General features: G+C 42.3%; 10 protein-coding genes. 5 read left to right on the top strand and 5 right to left on the bottom strand.

Translation table 11 applies throughout. The annotated features are described in order from the left end of the window. Window positions 1-124: 124 nt before the first annotated feature. The 3 genes from ABDW16_RS14190 to ABDW16_RS14180 all read right to left on the bottom strand — a co-directional run bounded on the left by ABDW16_RS14190 (window position 125) and on the right by ABDW16_RS14180 (window position 2,365). Window positions 125-961: a GNAT family N-acetyltransferase gene (locus tag ABDW16_RS14190; RefSeq protein WP_343670560.1), complete on the bottom strand. Its 837-nt coding sequence runs from the start codon at window positions 959-961 to the stop codon at window positions 125-127. A gap of 36 nt (window positions 962-997) precedes the next feature. Further along, on the bottom strand, window positions 998-1,591 hold the full coding sequence (locus tag ABDW16_RS14185; RefSeq protein WP_343670559.1) for a Crp/Fnr family transcriptional regulator: 594 nt from the start codon (window positions 1,589-1,591) through the stop codon (window positions 998-1,000). A gap of 174 nt (window positions 1,592-1,765) precedes the next feature. Further along, entirely contained in the window at window positions 1,766-2,365 is a 600-nt protein-coding gene (locus tag ABDW16_RS14180) for a hypothetical protein (protein ID WP_343670557.1), read from the bottom strand. A 391-nt stretch (window positions 2,366-2,756) separates the two neighbouring features. Here ABDW16_RS14180 and ABDW16_RS14175 point away from each other — a divergent pair, with 391 nt between their 5' ends. Continuing rightward, window positions 2,757-3,884 (top strand): ATP-binding protein, encoded by a 1,128-nt coding sequence (locus ABDW16_RS14175; RefSeq protein WP_343670556.1) that lies wholly within the window; start codon window positions 2,757-2,759, stop codon window positions 3,882-3,884. 183 nt (window positions 3,885-4,067) lie between these two features. On the opposite strand, the gene ABDW16_RS14170 is transcribed toward ABDW16_RS14175, so the two are convergent. Both ABDW16_RS14170 and ABDW16_RS14165 read right to left on the bottom strand, forming a co-directional pair. Beyond that, window positions 4,068-6,008: a glycoside hydrolase family 65 protein gene (locus ABDW16_RS14170; RefSeq protein ID WP_343670555.1), complete on the bottom strand. Its 1,941-nt coding sequence runs from the start codon at window positions 6,006-6,008 to the stop codon at window positions 4,068-4,070. Window positions 6,009-6,170: 162 nt separating this feature from the next. After that, window positions 6,171-6,779: an alpha-ketoglutarate-dependent dioxygenase AlkB gene (locus ABDW16_RS14165; protein ID WP_343670554.1), complete on the bottom strand. Its 609-nt coding sequence runs from the start codon at window positions 6,777-6,779 to the stop codon at window positions 6,171-6,173. A gap of 583 nt (window positions 6,780-7,362) precedes the next feature. Here ABDW16_RS14165 and ABDW16_RS14160 point away from each other — a divergent pair. Genes ABDW16_RS14160 through ABDW16_RS14145 form a run of 4 tightly spaced genes read left to right on the top strand, consistent with a single transcriptional unit; the run spans window position 7,363 to window position 18,664 of the window. Further along, window positions 7,363-9,798, top strand: a complete 2,436-nt coding sequence (locus ABDW16_RS14160; protein WP_343670552.1) for a hypothetical protein — start codon at window positions 7,363-7,365, stop codon at window positions 9,796-9,798. A gap of 7 nt (window positions 9,799-9,805) precedes the next feature. Then, window positions 9,806-10,903, top strand: coding sequence for a hypothetical protein (locus ABDW16_RS14155; RefSeq protein WP_343670551.1), 1,098 nt, complete (start codon window positions 9,806-9,808; stop codon window positions 10,901-10,903). After that, on the top strand, window positions 10,900-11,331 hold the full coding sequence (locus tag ABDW16_RS14150) for a hypothetical protein (protein ID WP_343670550.1): 432 nt from the start codon (window positions 10,900-10,902) through the stop codon (window positions 11,329-11,331). The genes ABDW16_RS14155 and ABDW16_RS14150 overlap by 4 nt, the downstream gene beginning before the upstream one ends. A gap of 31 nt (window positions 11,332-11,362) precedes the next feature. Then, window positions 11,363-18,664, top strand: coding sequence for a hypothetical protein (locus ABDW16_RS14145; protein WP_343670548.1), 7,302 nt, complete (start codon window positions 11,363-11,365; stop codon window positions 18,662-18,664). Window positions 18,665-18,667 lie beyond the last annotated feature (3 nt).

The following is an 18,667-nucleotide window of genomic DNA, read 5'->3' as shown; positions in this document are numbered from 1 at the left end:
GTTTTTCTGGGGTTATAGGAAAGTTACTGAATTTTTAGGGAAATAGTTGTTGGCTTTTTTGAATAATCTGAGCAGCCAATATTATTGGCTGCTGCTGATTCTAAATTAATCGGGGTTGATTTATTTATTTGCTCAACCGGTAGTAGGGGGTAATGCTGGAAACGTCAAATCCCAGTTTTAGTGCCAGTTGGTATGATCCTGTATTGGCCTGCCGACAGGCCCAGAGCGGTTCATACCCTTGCTGGATGCAGAATTCGATCAACTTCGTGCAAACCAGCCGGGCAAACCCTTGTCCTCGGAATTCGGGATTGGTCTCTATACCCAGCTCAAATAATTCTCCGAACCAACAGGCAGAAAAAGCCGTGGCCGCCAATTTTCCCTGGTAGAGCAGGCTATAAGCAAAACCGTTTTTCAGGAAGTCCTGTTCGCTGTCCCAAAAATCGGCCGGTGTAACGCTGCCTTTCATCTCGCGGAACAGGACAGCATCGGTTTGTACGATTGCTATGTCTTCATTTCCGGCGGGCTGAATTAGTTTAGTCAATAGGAACTTCTCTTTATTGAATTTAAAGTTTACCCTGTTATTCAACTCTACGATTCCCGCCTGAAGATCTTCCTCATTGTCTTCCAGCTTCACGAGTTGATCTCCTAAAAGTGTTGCCAATACAGGGTTCCAACTATCCGGGAACACCTGCATCCATTCATATCGCTGGCGATTTTTACCGGTATTCAATGCATGGTTTTTGAATTGCTCATTGAACTGGTGATTAGAACTGTTGCCTAGCAAAAGCGACATTCCATAGGGATGAAGAATGTAAAAAGTTGTAGGCGACAGCTTGTTGTCAGCATAGACTTTTCCGGTTATTTTGCCCTCTAGGACCGAACGGGCAAAGAGATTATTGATTGTCATTTTGCTGAGCGCACTTGTTGCTTTTACATAGTCCTTTCTATCCAATAATTCCATCTGATCTATTTTTTTAAAGCGTCAAATACCGTTTCGTTAGGGCAGTCCTCCTTTAGCCGTATTTTTCCTGATCCTGCTCAGCGATTTGGGAGCGATACCCAGATAGTTGGCAATATGGTACAGGGGAACTCTTTGCATAATTTCCGGCGATTCTTCCATCAGTTTCAGGTAACGTTCTTTGGCATCGACTATCTGAAAGTGCAGGCTTTGCCGGACGATCTTCAAAAAAGCTCTTTCAACAAGTATCCGAAGCAGCTTTTCCAATGCCGGGATGGCAATAAGTAATTCATCCAGGTCTTTTTGATACAAAATATATATCGCCGCATCTTCCAATGCCTTAATGTTGAGAAAAGAAGGGATGCCATTCAGGCGGCTATACATGTCTCCAATCCATTCACCGTTGAAACCGAAATCAGTGGTATACTCCGTTCCATTTTCCAAAGAGCGGAAATAAACAAAAGCTCCCGATTGGACAAATGCCACGAAATCACAGACCCGCTCCTGGTATAAAACGTAATCTCCTTTTTTGATCTCCCTGTATTCTAGCCGTGTAGCAAATGTCTGCCACTCTTTATCGCTCAAGGGGCAAAGGCTTTCAACCTGCTGTTTTAGATCTTGTTTATCTGTCATCCCACAAAAACGTATGAATTTGTGGGATAAATTTACAAAAACAAAAAAGATTACTTAAATATTGTAAAACTATCAACGGGTCTGCGCAGGCTCAGGAATGCATAATGCAATGGCTGTTTCATTGCGGGAGAAGATTGATCTGTAGTTGTCATGTATAGTTACAACATACACACCTTATTGTTTTTCCCATAATCTGAAGCCTATACGGACGACGGGAGCAACATCTGCATTAGGTATCGTGTATTGTACGCCATTGAAATCGCGGGTTTTATCACCCCGCAAATACAGGTGCAGACCAGGTTGCAGGTATATGTATTTACCAAAGAAAAACTGGTAGCTGATACCCCCGCCAAAGTCATTGCTCCGTATATCCTGGCGAATGCCGGTAGACTTTTGTTCAATGGCAAAAGTGTGCATTTCCAGGAATGTATAGAGTTCCAGGTTCTTCCAGATATTATATCCCAGAAAGATACCCGGAGATGTTTTGTAGAATCGTTTGAAATCATCCTTTTGGTTTTTCAATCCGGCGGGTTCTGCATTGTAGTGGCCGCCATTGATAACGCTCACCCGAACGCGGAATTTATTGTAGCGGTATCCTATGGCGGCGTGGTACCCACCTGTAAAAAACATCGGGAAGAGCGATTCTGCTTCAATGGCTTGTTTAGCTTTGTAATGCGGTGGATCGGGATGCCAGAAACTGCATTTCATACTGTCCTGTGCATGCAATGCCATCCCATAAAAGATGGCAATGGCCAATAGTAGGTAACTTTTCATTTTTGAAGTGTTTTATCAATACTGCAAAGATGAAAAGTCTATACCGCGCAATTGCTCCACATTTGTTACCAAATGAAATGGAGTTCCTTTATGAGGGCTTTTTAGTTTTTAGCTTTTTCATTTCCATCCGTATTCCATTCCGGATAAAATATGCTTTAATCCTTTATCCTTTAAAAACTCAAACATCTTTTGAAGCAGAAAAGAATTTTGTTCGGGATTCGGGTAGGAATGCCAGGTCTAAAAAGAGCTTTTTCCTACATGTTATTGTAGCTCCTTTATTCTAGTTCTCAATATGTAAACCTAAATTTCAATAAAATACAGGTGTTTTAAACCTAAAATTTAATATAATTCTAGGTTTAAAATCCTTATATTTACCATATAATACTACCAAATGATTAAAAGAGCTATATATAACCAGATTATCAGCAATTTTTTCAAAGGGAAAGCTATTATCATTACAGGTCCAAGACAGGTGGGTAAAACCACTTTGCTCCAGACAATTATGGGACAAGCGGAAAGAAAAGTGCTTTATCTAAATTGTGATGAGCCAGATATTAGACCAATGCTGGCAAATGCTAGTTCAACATCATTGAAAGCATTGATAGGAAATAATACACTAGTGCTGATAGACGAAGCCCAACGGGTTAACAATATTGGTCTCACCTTAAAGCTTCTTGTAGATAACTTTAAAGATGTACAGGTTATTGCAACAGGGTCTTCAGCATTGGAACTGGCAAATGAAATCAACGAACCACTGACAGGTCGCAAGCGGGAATATCATTTGTATCCATTCTCAACTACAGAAATGGTAACCAATGGTTCCCTCCTACAGGAAAGTAGGCTACTTGAACAACGGATGATATATGGCTTTTACCCTGACATTGTAAATTCCCCGGCAGATGCACAATCTAACCTGCTTGAATTGACTAATAATTATCTCTTTAAGGATGTACTTTCATTACAAGATGTACGTAAACCTGCTTTACTGGAAAGATTATTGATTGCACTGGCATTACAGGTTGGCAGCGAAATTTCTTATAATGAAATTGGGCAAACCATTGGCACAGATAACAAAACAGTTGATCGGTATATCGAATTATTGGAGAAATGTTTTGTGGTGTTTCAGGTAGGAGGATTTAGTCGTAATCTGCGTAATGAAATAAAAAAAGGCAAAAAGATATATTTCTGTGATAATGGTATCAGGAATGCATTGATCAAGAACTTTTCCCCTCTTGAGTTACGTCAGGATATTGGTGCTCTCTTTGAGAATTTCCTGGTTAGTGAAAGGATGAAAGCTAACCATTATGCCAACCATTATGTGAATACATATTTCTGGCGTACGCATCAGCAACAGGAAGTGGATCTGGTTGAAGAGTCAGGAGGGAAACTTTACGCCTGGGAGTTTAAGTGGAATGAAAAAGCTAAAGCTAAAATTCCGCGAGTATTTTTGGATGCCTATCCCGATACTATATCAGATATCATTAATAGGACTAACTACATGAAATTTGTGAATGTTTGACGAAAACCTGAATTGCAGACAGGTTATCTGGAAAAGGGTTCGAAAGCCGTCCCCGGTAGTCCGCTCTAAATTTTAAAAGCCTTCAAGTCTCAAAGACTTGAAGGCTTTTAAGTTTTGAAGAATCCCTTTTATTTTGGCTTGTTAACGATCCCGGCTTTAGTAGCGGTAGCGTCGAAGTATATTTTACTTTACCAGGTACGTCTTTTTCTCCACCCCTATTCCTGTTAGTTTTAATGACTTCCACTGAGCGGGTAATTTCGATTTCAGCTGAATAATCCCTTTAGATGTGATCTCAAGTCCGCCGAAACCATTGAGCATTGCCTGCATTAATCCACCGGCCCCTGTTGCAAAATATGGATTTGTTCCACCTGCAGTTTCTGCGAGTACACCAAATGGAGGCAGTTGGTTGGGTTTATATCCGTTTTTAAATACCTCGAATGCTTTTTCTCCATCGCCCATCCTCGAATATAGAATTGAAAAGATAGCATGCGTCATGGCTGGTCCATTACCAACTCTGGGCTCATAGTACTCCAGGTCCTTTTTAATCGCTGCCGGAGCAGTCACTTCATGGAGTGGATAAGCCAGCAGGTTTACGTCCACCTGCTTGATCTTTTCCCCATTATAGGTTTCATGCTCCCTGGTTACTCCATCTTCGAATGTCAGAATAGGAATATTGTTGGCCACCACTAACCAATCAGGATCAGGTGTGACACCAATTATTTTTGCAGCTTCTGTAGCGTATTTCAGATTTGCTTTAGCAGCAGCGTTGGTAAACGCATTATTATTTACATTTTCAGCCCACTCATCTGCTGCTACCACATTATTGATCTCATATTTCCCCGGGCCATTCCTTTCAACACGGCTTGCCCAGAAATCTGCCGTTGCAGACAGTATAGGCCAGCCTTTTTCTTTCAGCCAATCTTTATCCTGCGATACACAGTAATAATTCCAGGCAGCTATGGCCACACATGCGGAAATATGTTGTTCGAAGGGGCCGGACAACGCCCATACAGGTGTCTCCTCCACGCCACTGGCGGCGCTTTCCCATGGGTACATGGCGCCTTTATATCCTTTGCCAAAGGCATTGCGTTTAGCTGCATCCAGCCTTTGATACCTATATTCTAACAATGATCTGCCCAGCTCAGGATGCAGTAGTAACAAAGCAGGATACATCCAGAACTCAGTGTCCCAGAACACATGGCCATTATAGCCAAGGCCGCTAAGTCCCATGGGTGATGGAGAAAGGGAAGAGCCTTCGCGCGTAAATGCGTATAAATGATACAACATGCTGTGAACGTCCTGCTGGGATTGAGGATCGCCCTCAATTTCTATATCACTTTTCCATAACTCATCCCAGGCCTTGTTATGAAACCTGAGCAGGCGTTCACGACCTTCCAGCTTTGCAAAGACTGTCAGGCGTTCGGCTTCATTAAGAGGATCTTCATGCTGTGCAGACGTAAGCGTAGAACCGGCCAGGGCGAATGTATATGTTTCACCTGCTTTCAGCTTTTTTGAAAACTTGAGTGAGTTTTCGTTCACGCCCCATGATTCATTGATCAATGCAGGCTGTTCATCAATGGGCTCGGGTAGTAAAAAAGTAGTGGATGCTACCATCGTAAGCTTTCCGGTGGGGCTTTTGCCCGTAGATGTCAATAAGCTGATCAGACTGTGTGGGCGGCTGTCAATCTGGTGAAAATAGTTTTTGACATCCCTTATGGCATCTGGTGCTGATAGTAAATTGGCAACGTCTATAGTAATATCTTTTTTTGCATTGACGGAGACATCCAGCAATACGGTATAGGGTAATTGCCTCAGTGCATAATAGGTATAAGTAACAGTTGCCCGCCCCGGGTCAGTGAAGGTGGTAGTGAAGGAGCCGTTGCGCATGTTTAACGCTTGCGTCATCTCTGAAACATTCAATGATCCATCAATCTGAAAACGCATATCCAACAGGTTAAACCCTTTCAGGAAATTACTAACGCTTCCTCTTCCGTACAAATCATATGCACCACCTAATACCAGTTCATGGATTTTAAAAAGTTCATTCGACGTAACTATACCTACTGCGCCGTTAGCAACCGTTTCTCCATAATAGCGGCCATCGACCTTATCAGTTTTCAACATCCAGGGGTCCTGGGCTTGGGCCGACAGTAAGGTGATCGTTGAGAAAAAGGTAAAAAATCCGTGCTTAATTATTTTATGCATCATCATGGAATTTAGAGTGTCTATATTGAATGTAGCTTACAGCTTATCAAAAGTATAATTATATTGGGAGCATCGTCTTATTTATTCTACGATTGTACGGAATGTAAGGTTCACCCTCGGTGTCGTTACTTTTTTAGTTGGTGGAAGCCTGTGAAGCCAGTTCATTTGTGTGTCATCTTTCATTACCAAAAGACTGCCATGTTCTAAAAGCAGTTCTACTTTTTCCTTACTTTGTTTGTGTTTAAAAGCAAATTTTCTTTCTGCTCCGAAACTTAAAGAACCTATTGCTCCGTTTTTTTTCAAATCGGGTTCTCCATCGCTATGCCAGGCCATTCCTTCATCTCCATTATGATACAGGTTCAGCAAACAGGAATTGAAAGTTTCGCCTGTTTCTTTTTCTATCAATGTTTTTAACTCCACTAATTCTTCCGTCCAGGGCAATGCATATTTTGTTATGTTGGAATAGGTATATTCATGACTTTTTTCGCCATACCAGGCTACTTTTCGTTTGGTAATGATTTTCTTGCCGTAGATGATTGCTTCGTCATTCCGCCATTCAATGGAAGTTAGTAATTTGTTCAGGTAATGACCTGCCTGCTCTTTGGTCATAATTTTTCCGTAATAATTTACGGTACCGCCATAAGGCAACCAGTTTTTATGCTTATCTATGGTTTGGTTAAATAAGTCCATTCTTCTAATTTTTATATTCACTTTTCATACAATGTTGACTTAAAATAAAAAAATCTCCGCAATCAAATTTCTGAAATGGCAGGCTAAATAATAACCTGATATATGCTAAATGCTATCGGATTGAAAAAGCGGTTTATTAATATAGACTATTTATTGGAAATTCCTTTGCGATGACCTGGAACCAAAGGCTATAATCCCCCGGAAATATAATTAACGACTAATTCCGGGTGGTGAGAGACATATTTAAGGCATTCGACTATTAATGACCTGAGTACCTACCATTTCAATACTCATAAGTTATTGAGGCTGACAACAATCATGAGATTAATCATTATAAAAATTGAGTATTAAATTATAACCTTATTGATTTTTGTTTTTAATTTGCATTAATTATAAGTGATACCTACGAAAGGATAGCCCGATTAAAATATCAAAGATTCTGTACAATATCCCTGATCTTTCGATATTCTGTGACGACGTATGCTATTTTGTTTGTACCATTATTTAACTGCAGTATTTCATTATTATTCAAGTGCCTTTGGGGGAAGTGAATGATTTCCTTTACTGTTTGAACCTTTAAGTTATGTGTAAAATGCTGAAAAAGGCATTATCGGTAGTCTGTTGCCTACTGGTAATGCTGGGACATCGTGCGTTTGCCGGTGAGCCGTGCCTATCCCTATTACCCGTTAGCCCTGACACGCTTCCTGCAAATCTGGGAGATCGTGCGTTGTTAAGCCAGCCAGCTTTAAAACAGGCCGTTATTTCAGCTGTGAATCAACGGGCAGGACCAGATAGTATGCATACAGGTATAACCGCTCCCGATAGTATTCCTTTCAACAAATTAGGCTTAAGTGGCATGAACACTTCTGCCAAAAGTGCATTTACCCAATACCTTGAATCTGGCAAAAGTGCTGTCGGCATGGCACGCATGAAAACCATGTTCAATGATATGAAGGATAGCACCAAAACCGCTTCTTATATCGATAATAAGCTGCGCGGTTTTTATGCTTTAAGGAATAATAACCCTATTAGTGGCAGGTTTAGTTTGCCCGGCAAACCCCAAAATCAGCTGAAAGGTATTTCCTGGACCACAGCTTATATAGACACTACTGCGATGATGTCCGGTTGGTGGAATGAAGGTGTTGTGCAGGATGTAGTAAAACTGGGTGGTATCCCCATTCAAATTAATTACTCCACATTATCAGGTTATAATTATGCTGGTCCTTCGCTGAATGATGCGCACTTTATACAGTTCTCCTTTGACAGGGAAGCTTATTTAAGTGATGTGAATAAACAGTTGACCCAGAATTATGACCTGAAGAAATACTTCCTGGAAGACCTTGATATTAAAAGTAGCATGAAATCTTATGCGAGTTCCTCTCTGAATTCGCTGGAACAGGAAGGTGTGAAAAATAAGATCAATGGTGATCAGCTGATGTATTATGATACAGCGCAGTTACGTCAGTCTATCATGGGAAACACCTTCCCTGTCACGTTATCACCTGATGCTGTCAAACTTTTAGCCGCTTCAAAGGATAGCAATGATCAAGATTTATACAAACGGTATCAGCAGTCTGAATATTACCGTAAGGTGCTGGCATTGAAAGGGCAGATGGGTGATGTGAGAGAAATGAACCAGCTGCTGGGTACCCAAAAGCAAGTAGATGGGAATATCGAAAGCTGGATGCAGAAAGATGAAAACACATCTAAAATGGGTGGTAAGCTGCTGCAGATGAGCTTTTTGCAGAAGATGATGATGAACATGCAGTCACTGAAAGCAGGTAATGTAGGGGATTCCAACGGCTTATTTATGTCTGGTATAGCCGGCTCTTTCCTGAAAGATAATAAAGCGATCAGCCTCCTGGCTGGTAACAGCAGTGAACTGGGTGTGCAGGATGTAGGGATGCAATCCGCTACCGGCAAAACTGCTTACAGCATGCAGGGGGTGAGCCTTGGCAAAGGTGGTACCTCTTTCAGCGCCCTAAACGCTAACTCAAAAGCTCAAACCAATAACGGATTCAATACTGCTGCCATCAGCAGAAATGTATTTGTAGGATCTGTCGCAGAGCAAGTAAGTCTGGGTTCACTGGGTACACTAGATGTAACCCTCTCCAAATCCAGCAGCACTTATGGTACTTCCTCCGATGCTGCCGGCGTTTCCAAATCTGCTGCAGGAGCACTGTTGGACGATCTCTGGGCTACTGCCTCTGTAGGACTCGCACTGAACGGCAGTGTGAAGGAATGGGGCATGACGCATAAGGTATATGTTAACTACTCCGGCCTGGGTTATGTGAATCCAGGTGCACCTTTCGCCAGCAGAGGAACCATGCAATATGGCTTTTATGTGAAACGTGCCTGGAAGAAAAATAAAGCTACTGTAAGCGTACGCACAGACATTCGTGACCTGGCTACTTCAGCACTCACCAGTGCTAAGAGAACCAGCATGACCTATGCGGTGGATGGACGTTACCGATTTACAAAGAAGGTAACCGTAGGCGTGAATCTCTTACAAAGTTCCCTTCGTGAAGATAAGACCACTGCCTACATGAACCGAAAGATCACTTTCACATCCCAGGCAAATGGCAAGATCGATGGTCATGTGTTCAGTAATAGTTCCACATTGGGTATTCAGCAACTGAATTACCTGCCTGTGAAAACATTGTTCCTTAACATAGGTTCTGCGCAGACAGTGGTAGCTGGTCCCGGTATGGCGATTGCCAGCGTTAACTATAGCCGCGATCTCAAAAATGCTGCTGTGTACAACAATATTTTGAATACAGAAGGTGGTTATCAGTATACCCTCGGTAAAAAGGTGTCTTGTAGCAGCACCCTGATTTATATGAATAGTGTAGATGTGGTAGAGCAGATTGGTGTTCGACAGCAGGCAGCTGCACAATTGTATAAGCGCTGGAATGTAAGTCTCTCTGCGGATGTAAGAAAGAACCTGTTCAACTCCGCCGCCAACTATTATTACGGAAAATTCAATACCGCTATGGCGGTGCAATACCTCATAAAGTAACAGCATTATGAAGAATGGACTTAGACTTTTAATGACGGCGCTGTTTGGTATATTATGCCTGCAGGGCAAAGCCCAATACACCTTTGCATTTATGCCCGAGGTACAGGGAAGATCAATTGACAATATTTATAAAGTACGCATCAGCAATACCGGTAGTATGATTACTACCAACCTTCGCATTGTAGTAACGGAATCACATGTAGGTGCGGTGGTAACAATTGATGTGCCGCAGTTTCAACTCATGCCGGGTACAAGTACCATACCGCCGGCAGCTGCTTACCATGCAGCCGTAGGTTTTGGTAATAATAAGATAGCCACTATTATCCGCCAGAGCGGGTACTTCCCCGAAGGTGATTATGAATACTGCTTTCAGCTCTATGAAGGTGCGAGCCACAATAGTGAGTTGCTGGGTGAACAATGTTTCAATTATGAACTGGAACCCTTTACAAATATGCAGTTGATATCTCCATATGACGAAGACAAGATTTGTGATAAGCGTCCTTCACTCAACTGGCAGCCTTTGATGCCTTCAGTGACTGGTACTCAATACCGTTTGCTGCTGGTAGAAGTGAAGGACAGGCAGCAACCGGTGGAAGCACTGCGCATGAATCTCGCTATTATCAATCAGCGTGATATCCCTATGCCCATGTTGTTATATCCTTCTATTGCCAATGAGCTGGTGGAAGGTAAGCAATATGCATGGCAGGTAACAGCCTATCAGAATGACCTGGTACTGGCCCAGTCAGAGATCTGGTCTTTCACAGTGGATTGTGAAAAAGACACGACTACCTTGCCAATGGAAGCTTTCAGAAATATTGATGACCTGACCAGGGGTAACTTCTATATCGCCCGCGGCCAGTTATTATTTGCATTGCAAAATAACTATTCGAAAGCTGACATGACATATAGTGTACGTTGTTTGACAAAACCTGATCAGGCAGTGAAGAAACTCCCTACAGTGTCATTGGAGAAAGGATACAACCAGGTAACCATTGACCTGACTGATAATACCAGTTTCAAAGATGGGTATTACTACATCATGGATGTGACATTGCCGGATGGTACGCGTAAACAATTAAGATTCATTTATAAACAAGCGGAATGAGATCGGGAGTAACTATACTGATATTGCTGTTACTGTTGGCTGCATGTAAAAAACGTGAACAATCAACTGTAATAGCAGAAAGGGAAATGAATGATTTCCGGATGTATGTGCATAGCATGGAGGGAAAAGGAGCAGATACTTCAACGTTGTATTTCATGTTTGTCATAAAAGCTATCAACGGGCAAAAAATGCCGTCAGGGTCAGATAGTCGTTTTAACTACGGAGTCGATTCTCTTTTTTATATGGTAAATGGAAAGGATACCCTACCGGCGCTGGATGCTATGCGTATGGCGAATGGTAATATAGATGGTATACAATACATGTTGGTATTTGACCGGCCGGCAACGGCTGATACATTGAGGCGTATTGTCTTCAGGGATTGGTTATTTACCAGTCATGTAATCAGCTTTCCATTTAAGCAGCAATAATTACTAACAAGGATTTTTTAAGACTGAAGATATGATAATCAGTAGTATTCGTGCCCGTAAGCGGATTGCATGTTTTTTTCTTGCGTTGTTAATCACGCAGGGATTAACACCTGTCGCTACGTATGCGCTTACTTCCGGACCAGCACAACCGGAAGCGCAATCCTTTACGCCGGCAAATACCAATGACCTGGTAGATCTGTTTACCGGGGATTTTAAATATAATATTCCGCTGGGAAGTGTGGGTGGTTACCCATTGAACCTGAGTTATAAATCAGGTACCGGTATGGATGATGAAGCCAGCTGGGTGGGTCTTGGCTGGAGTTTGAATGTGGGATCTATCTCCCGTCAGCTGAGAGGTGTGGCAGATGATAGCTACGGAGACCAGGTGGTGACGCACGATGATATGAAAACCAAGATCGTGTATGGGGGGATGGCCAGTGTAAGAGGTGAGGTGTTTGGTGGTATGGTGAGCGGTTCATTGTCTGTAGGTGTGTTTAATGATAACTATACAGGTGTTGGTGCGTCTGTGGGTGTCAATGCCGGTTTGTCGATGTCTAAGTTTACAGGTGGCGCGCTTACACCCGGATTAAATGTGGGTGTTACATCCAGCACGCAGAACGGGGCGACGGTGACGCCTTCAATCTCTTTGTCTTTGTCAAAGGATATCAGTGACGGTGCTTCTGCCACTGTAAAAGCGTCTGTAGGTATTGGTTATAATACCCGCGAAGGTTTGAAAGATATGACATTAGGAACTTCATTCACACTTAAAGCGTATGATGTAAAAGATGTAATGCGCGATGGTGTAAAGATAGGTACCAGGAGAGAGGATCAGGGTAGTACTACTATTAATGGTATTGGCTCTTCTATCAGCTATAATACACCTGCTTTTTATCCTAAGACAAATGTTCCTTTCGCCTCCAGCAGTTATAGCTTCAGTCTGGATGCGGGCCCTGCAGGCCAGGGTGCATTTGCCGGACTTGGAGGAAGTGGTTATAAAACAGTGAGAAAGATTGCGAACAAAGTGCGTAGCCTGCCTGCCTACGGACTTATGTATGCCGAAAAAGGGAAAAATGAAAAGAACGCCCTGATGGATTTCATGCGTGAAAAGGAAAACCCTGTTATACCTGAATTACAAAACCTGCCGTTGCCAATTGCAACCCCGGATATATTTGGCTATACAAGTCAGACCGGTAGTGGAGAATTCCGCCTGTTTCGTAACAGTACCGGGGTCTTCTTTGACAACACTACAGAAGAAGTGACAGAGAATAAGTCTAACAGTGCTGAATTGGGTATAGGTTGGTGGGGGCACGCGGGTACTTCTATTTACAACCAGACTTCTACGAATACCAGTGGTAAATGGGTAAATGGGAATAACTTCCTGAACAACGCTGATTTTCCTGGTACGAATAGTAAAAATGAAGAAGCGGCTTATTTCAAACAAGTTGGTGAGACAGAATCTGCTGACCCTGTTTTTTATAATCGTGTATTGGGGGATGATGCGGTGAATGTGCCACTGTCTGGTAAGACAGCTACCAATGTATTGCGCAATGCTGATAAAACAAAATCAATTTCAGATCCGCCACTTAGAAGAGATGGCCGTCAGGTACGTCATACCGCTATTATGGCACTGACTGCGGAAGAAGCGAAAACTGCAGGATTTGATAAAGAGATTACAAGTTATCCCCTTGCTACTTCCACACCTGTTGATTGTAATAAGGTCACGCCTACAAAAGAACCAAGACAAAATAGTTTCAGAAAAGCTAAACACATTTCTGAGTTCACTATCATGGGTGATGATGGTAAACGAATGATTTATGGTATTCCTGTTTATAATAAAAAGCAGGTAGAATATACTTTTGCAACTACGGGTACGCCTGATCCAGCCACGAACCTGGTGAGCATCCCTACTACTGCAGAATTTGGACGTGCGGATTCAAAGAAAAATGATAATTATTATCATAGGGAAGAACAACCTGCTTATGCCACATCCTGGTTGCTGACACAAATTTTATCACCAGATTATGTGGATTTAACAGGTGATGGTATTACGGAAGATGACAGAGGCACTGCGGTTAAATTTAATTATACTAAAACGGCGGATAATTATAGCTGGAGAAGCCCGGTTGCGGCTAATAAAGCAAACTTCCAACGTGGGCTGGGTGCAGACCCGGATGATAATAAAGCATCTTTTGTATATGGTGAAAAAGAGCTTTGGTACATTTCTTCTATCGAATCAAAAAATGAAATCGCTTATTTTATTACCAGTGACAGAACAGATGCGAGAGCAGTAGATTCCCTTGGTAATAAAATTTCAGCTATTTCCGGACAAAAGCAACTGGATACAATTAAGATCTTTTCAAGAAGTGATTTAAAGACACCAAAGAAAACGATCGTTTTCCATTACAATGCTTCAAATGTACTCTGCCATAACACACCAAACAGTGATCAATATGGTTATGGTAAACTCACCCTGTACTCTGTACATTTTAATTACAGGTCATCTGAGGCAGGTACTTATCATCCCTATTCATTCGCTTATGGCAATAACCCGGATTATGCTTTCCTGAGCACTGACCGTTGGGGTACTTACAAAGGTAGCTCCGATAATGAGAATTCGGGCTTTGGTGCCATGGACAATATGGAGTTCCCGTATACCAAATCAAATTATTCATCCGCCTGGGAAAATGCCGATACTTATCAGCTGACCACGATCAACCTACCTTCGGGGGGAACAATCAACGTCAATTATGAATCGGATGACTATGCTTATGTGCAGGACCAGCGGGCAATGCAAATGGTACGAGTCACACACCTGTTGAAAAATGATAGTGAAACGAATAGCTTCAAAGATGCAAATGGTATAGAGTTAGAGGTGCCTGCCGGTGATGCTACTACTTTTTCAACCACTACAGAATTTAAAAAGAAATACCTGAACGGGTCAGACTATCTGTATGCCAAGTTCTTTGTCAATATGACGGATGATCCTACCAGCACAGCAGATGATCACTTTGATTACATATCCGCTTATGGTAAGGTAAAGTCAGCGACCAGAACAGATGACAAAATACGCGTCATTTTTGAGGATGACACAGATGGAGGCATGAACGTGAATCCATTTATCAGTGCGGCCTGGCAAAAAATGCGATTGGAATATCCGCGGTATGCATACCCAGGATACAATAACCGCATCAATGACGATAAACCTGTAAAAGCTGTCTTATCTGCCTTGTTGAATGCGCTGAAAACAATGGGTGAGTTCACCACTAATTTCAACAAACGTGCTTACAGGAAAGGCTTTGCAAACACACTCAAACTCAATAAGAGTATGGCCCGCCTGGTAAGACAGGATGGTCATAAGCTGGGTGGTGGTATCAGGGTCTCTGCACTGTCCCTGGGTGATAACTGGTCCAATATGGACAGAGAGCAGAGTAATAGCTATTACCAACAGGTATTTGATTATACTATTAAAGAGAACGGAGAAACGATCAGTAGTGGGGTCGCTACTTTTGAACCTTCATTAGGTGGTGATGAAAATGCGATGCACACGCCTGTGAATTATACACAGGATGTGAAGTGGGGGCTGAACAACTATTTCTACATGGAGCAACCCATGGGAGAAACTTTATTCCCTTCGCCATCCGTAGGTTATCGAAAGGTAACGGTATATAATTATGATAAAGACTGGAACCAGTCAAACAAAGCAGGATGGAATTCCAGTGAATTCTATACAGCAAAAGAGTATCCGGTTATTGTAAAACAAACACCACTGCAGCAGTACCTGCATAATCCTGTAGGCTGGACAAACTTCTTTGGTGGTAGCACGATCTATGAGCTGGCCATGTCACAGGGGTATTCCATTATCCTGAATGATATGCATGGTAAACCGAAGCGGAATCAGGTGTTTAACCAATCCGGCGATGAGGTTTCTGCAGAAGAATATTTTTATAATTCAACAGAAGAAGGAGGTACTTACCGCATCAGCAATAAAGTAGATGTGGTGGATAATAATGGTCAGATTACCAAAGACCAGGTGATAGGCAGAGATGTGGATGTATTTGCAGATATGCGGTATAACGAACTGTATAATACCGGTAAGAGTATCAATATTGGTTTTGACGTAATGGCGCTTGGTTTCTGGCCTATACCGATTCCGCACTTCCCATGGAATAAAAATACGGATTACAGGTCTTATAATTCTGCCAGTGTCGTAAAGACAATTCAATATTATGGTACTGTGTCCAAAGTAGAAAAGAGAGTGAATGGTTCCAGTATCACGACAGAAACATTGTTGTATGACAAGTATACCGGTGAACCAGTGTTGAGCAAGACACAGAATGAATTCAATGACCCGATTTATAGTCTTAATGTCCCTGCTTACTGGATGTATAGCCGTATGGGTATGGCTTATAAGAATATGGGTATGCTATTGTCCAGCTTTAGTACGGATGCGGATGGTGCTGTTTCCAGTACCTATTCTCAGTACTTAACAGCTGGTGATGAGCTGGTGGATGTAGGAAATGGTTATCAGATGTGGGTGGTGAATACGCCAACAACCACAGGTGGTACAAGTTCGCTGAGAGTAATAGATCATGTAGGAAGGGTTGTAAAGACATATATAGGGAATGTAAAAGTGGTGAGGTCTGGTTACCGAAATGTGCTGGCCAATTCAGCGACAGCAATTACCTGTTTGAAAAACCCTGTTGAAGGAAACAAACTGGTAGCGCTGAATAATGAAGACCTGACAAGACTGAAGGTGATCAATGCCTCTGCCGTATTATATGAGGAAGCATGGGGCCAGGAGGCAGATTGTAATATCAAGAGTTGTCCGACTGGTTATAATGAAGGACCCAATGGGGATTGTGTGATCAAAGCTAATTATACATCTGTACCAGGTCTGTTCAAAGTGGTTGAAGGGACTTCTACGTCAAATCTGTATGGTAAAACAGGGGCTTACCTGTATGATATTAACAAGAACGAGCTAGACCATAGTAATGGCTCTTATTGGCAGGGTGGTAGCTGTGTTGGGTGTGACAGGTTAAGCAAGGCTGGTATATGGTTAGATGGACTGGCTATCAATAGTTGGTTTGGTGTGGCAAAATGTGTGACAATTCCAGCTGATGGCGTCTACTATTTTGGATATGGGGCTGATGACTTTATGCGCTTATATATAGATGGCGTGAAGGTAGATGAGTTCCAGGGATCAAGGAGTGAAACCTTCCATGAAGTGTGGAGAGTAATTCCATATCAACTGACAGCGGGTAAGCATACCATCCGCTTTGATGCAGTGAACACTGTGGAAGATCAGGCCGTGGCGGTGGAAATATATAATAATGATTATGCCACCCTGAAGACAGGTACTGCTGGTACTATTGATAATACCATATTCTCTTCCAGGAGGGATATGATCGATAATTCAAGCGTATTGGTTTTCTACACAGATAATAGTGGAAATATTACCAGTCAGAACTACACCTGTACATCAGGCCAGGCGTTGAATCTGTGTGATGGTCTGGTTACATGTGGTTTGTCAAGACCAAAAGGTAGTTGTCCGGATGGGTATACACAAAGTGCGGATGGGCAGGCGTGTGTACCTGTAGGTAATACGGTTAGTTCCAATACGGGATTGAATATTGCTCACGGTAGTGTGTTTAGTGGGTATGGTGATAGCGGTGTTAAATTCTATGATCAGAATAATCTGGAAATTAAACACATCACTACCAATGAGTATTATGGCACACCTTCATGTCAAGGGTGCGGTAGATTGGGCTGGGCTGGCTTATGGTTAGCCAACGGTTATCTTAACCAATGGATTGGGATAAAGGCATGTGTGAAGGTGCCGGAAAGTAAGACTTATTACCTGGGATATGGTGCAGATAATAATGCAAGGATTTATGTAGATGACGTGCTGTTTAAATCTAATATAGGGCCTGAACAGGAAGCAATGTATACCTGGAAGGTATATCCGAAATATTTAACAGCCGGCCAGCATACCATAACGATGGAAGTACAAAATACGGAGAATGAGCATGCAGTGGCTGTGGAGGTATATGGTGAATCCTATGAGACACTAACCACGAACAACTACAGACCAGGCCCTATCTTCTCCACAGAAACATTCCAGCTTGGTAAGACCTATTTTACTTATGTAAAAGATGAATCGGGTAATGTTGTAGAAAGCAAATTCAATTGTGGAGTAGGTCAGGTAGATGTTTGTTCTGAGCCTTTAGGTTGCCCAACTATTCCGAATGGTGTTGTATTAAACCCTTATGTAAACGGTTATCTCGGGAATTGGCTGCCATATCAACAAAAAACATGGTTGTCTAACCGTTCCGGTCAAACATTGGTGACTGACGCTGCCGTGAATCCTGATATCCGTAATAATGGCTATCTGCCTGGATTCCGTCCGTTCTGGTGGTATGATACCAACTGGAATACTTCTACAAGTGAAAATTGGGTAACATCTGCTACCTCCACTTTGTACGACAGACAATCACAGGAAATAGAAAGTAAAAATGCATTGAATATCTACAGCTCTGCAAGGTTTGGCTTTAAAGAAACCATGCCGCTTGCAGTAGGTGGTAATATGAAGCAGCGTGAAATGTTCACAGATGCTTTTGAAGACTACGGCTTCAATGCAATGTGTGTAACCAATGCTATTTGCAAACCGGATAAATTCAACATCTACAACAATTATGGCAGCAGTTATCTGGATGCAACAGTTTCCCATACGGGTAATTATAGTCTGAAAATACCATCTGATGGAATCAATCTTTCCTCCTATGTATTCTCCAGTGAACACACGCCTGGTATTTACCTGGCCACCAATCAGTATGGCGAATATTACCGTGCGCCATCACCATGGCTGGGGCTGAGAGGATTCTGTCCTATGCCGGGCAGAGATTATGTGTTCTCTGTATGGGTATACGATAATGCGGGGCCATCTTCCAAACCTGCCCTGACTGTGAAAATAAACGGTACTGCACATACACTAACGCTGAATAAAAAAGCAGCTGTAGAAGGTTGGAAACTTATGGAAGGTACGATCAGCAAAGACTGGATAGGTACTACAGAAATGAGTGACTTTAGCCTCAGCATAACCGGTTCCGGATTGAGAATAGACGATATCAGAATATTCCCGTTTGATGGTCAGATGAAGTCCTATGTATATAACGACAAAACCCAGTGGCTGATGGCAGAGTTGGACGAAAACAACTATGCAACATTCTATGAGTATGATGAAGAGGGAGCACTGATTCGTACCAAGAAGGAAACAGAACGTGGTATCATGACTATTAAGGAAAGTCGCTCTCAGGTAAGATTTGGTTATTATTAATTG

The organism is Chitinophaga sp., from assembly GCF_039596135.1.
Classification (GTDB): Bacteria; Bacteroidota; Bacteroidia; order Chitinophagales; family Chitinophagaceae; genus Chitinophaga.
The sequence above is the reverse complement of the archived record's forward strand: the minus strand, read 5'-3'. Positions and strand labels throughout refer to the sequence as shown.

Bases quoted from the DNA above. Each gene is read 5' to 3' on its own strand.
- ABDW16_RS14145 (WP_343670548.1), top strand. From the start codon at position 11,363: ATGATAATCAGTAGTATTCGTGCCCGTAAGCGGATTGCATGTTTTTTT.
- ABDW16_RS14180 (WP_343670557.1), bottom strand. From the start codon at position 2,365: ATGAAAAGTTACCTACTATTGGCCATTGCCATCTTTTATGGGATGGCA.
- ABDW16_RS14185 (WP_343670559.1), bottom strand. From the start codon at position 1,591: ATGACAGATAAACAAGATCTAAAACAGCAGGTTGAAAGCCTTTGCCCC.
- ABDW16_RS14175 (WP_343670556.1), top strand. From the start codon at position 2,757: ATGATTAAAAGAGCTATATATAACCAGATTATCAGCAATTTTTTCAAA.
- ABDW16_RS14160 (WP_343670552.1), top strand. From the start codon at position 7,363: ATGTGTAAAATGCTGAAAAAGGCATTATCGGTAGTCTGTTGCCTACTG.
- ABDW16_RS14150 (WP_343670550.1), top strand. From the start codon at position 10,900: ATGAGATCGGGAGTAACTATACTGATATTGCTGTTACTGTTGGCTGCA.
- ABDW16_RS14155 (WP_343670551.1), top strand. From the start codon at position 9,806: ATGAAGAATGGACTTAGACTTTTAATGACGGCGCTGTTTGGTATATTA.
- ABDW16_RS14170 (WP_343670555.1), bottom strand. From the start codon at position 6,008: ATGTTGAAAACTGATAAGGTCGATGGCCGCTATTATGGAGAAACGGTT.
- ABDW16_RS14190 (WP_343670560.1), bottom strand. From the start codon at position 961: ATGGAATTATTGGATAGAAAGGACTATGTAAAAGCAACAAGTGCGCTC.
- ABDW16_RS14165 (WP_343670554.1), bottom strand. From the start codon at position 6,779: ATGGACTTATTTAACCAAACCATAGATAAGCATAAAAACTGGTTGCCT.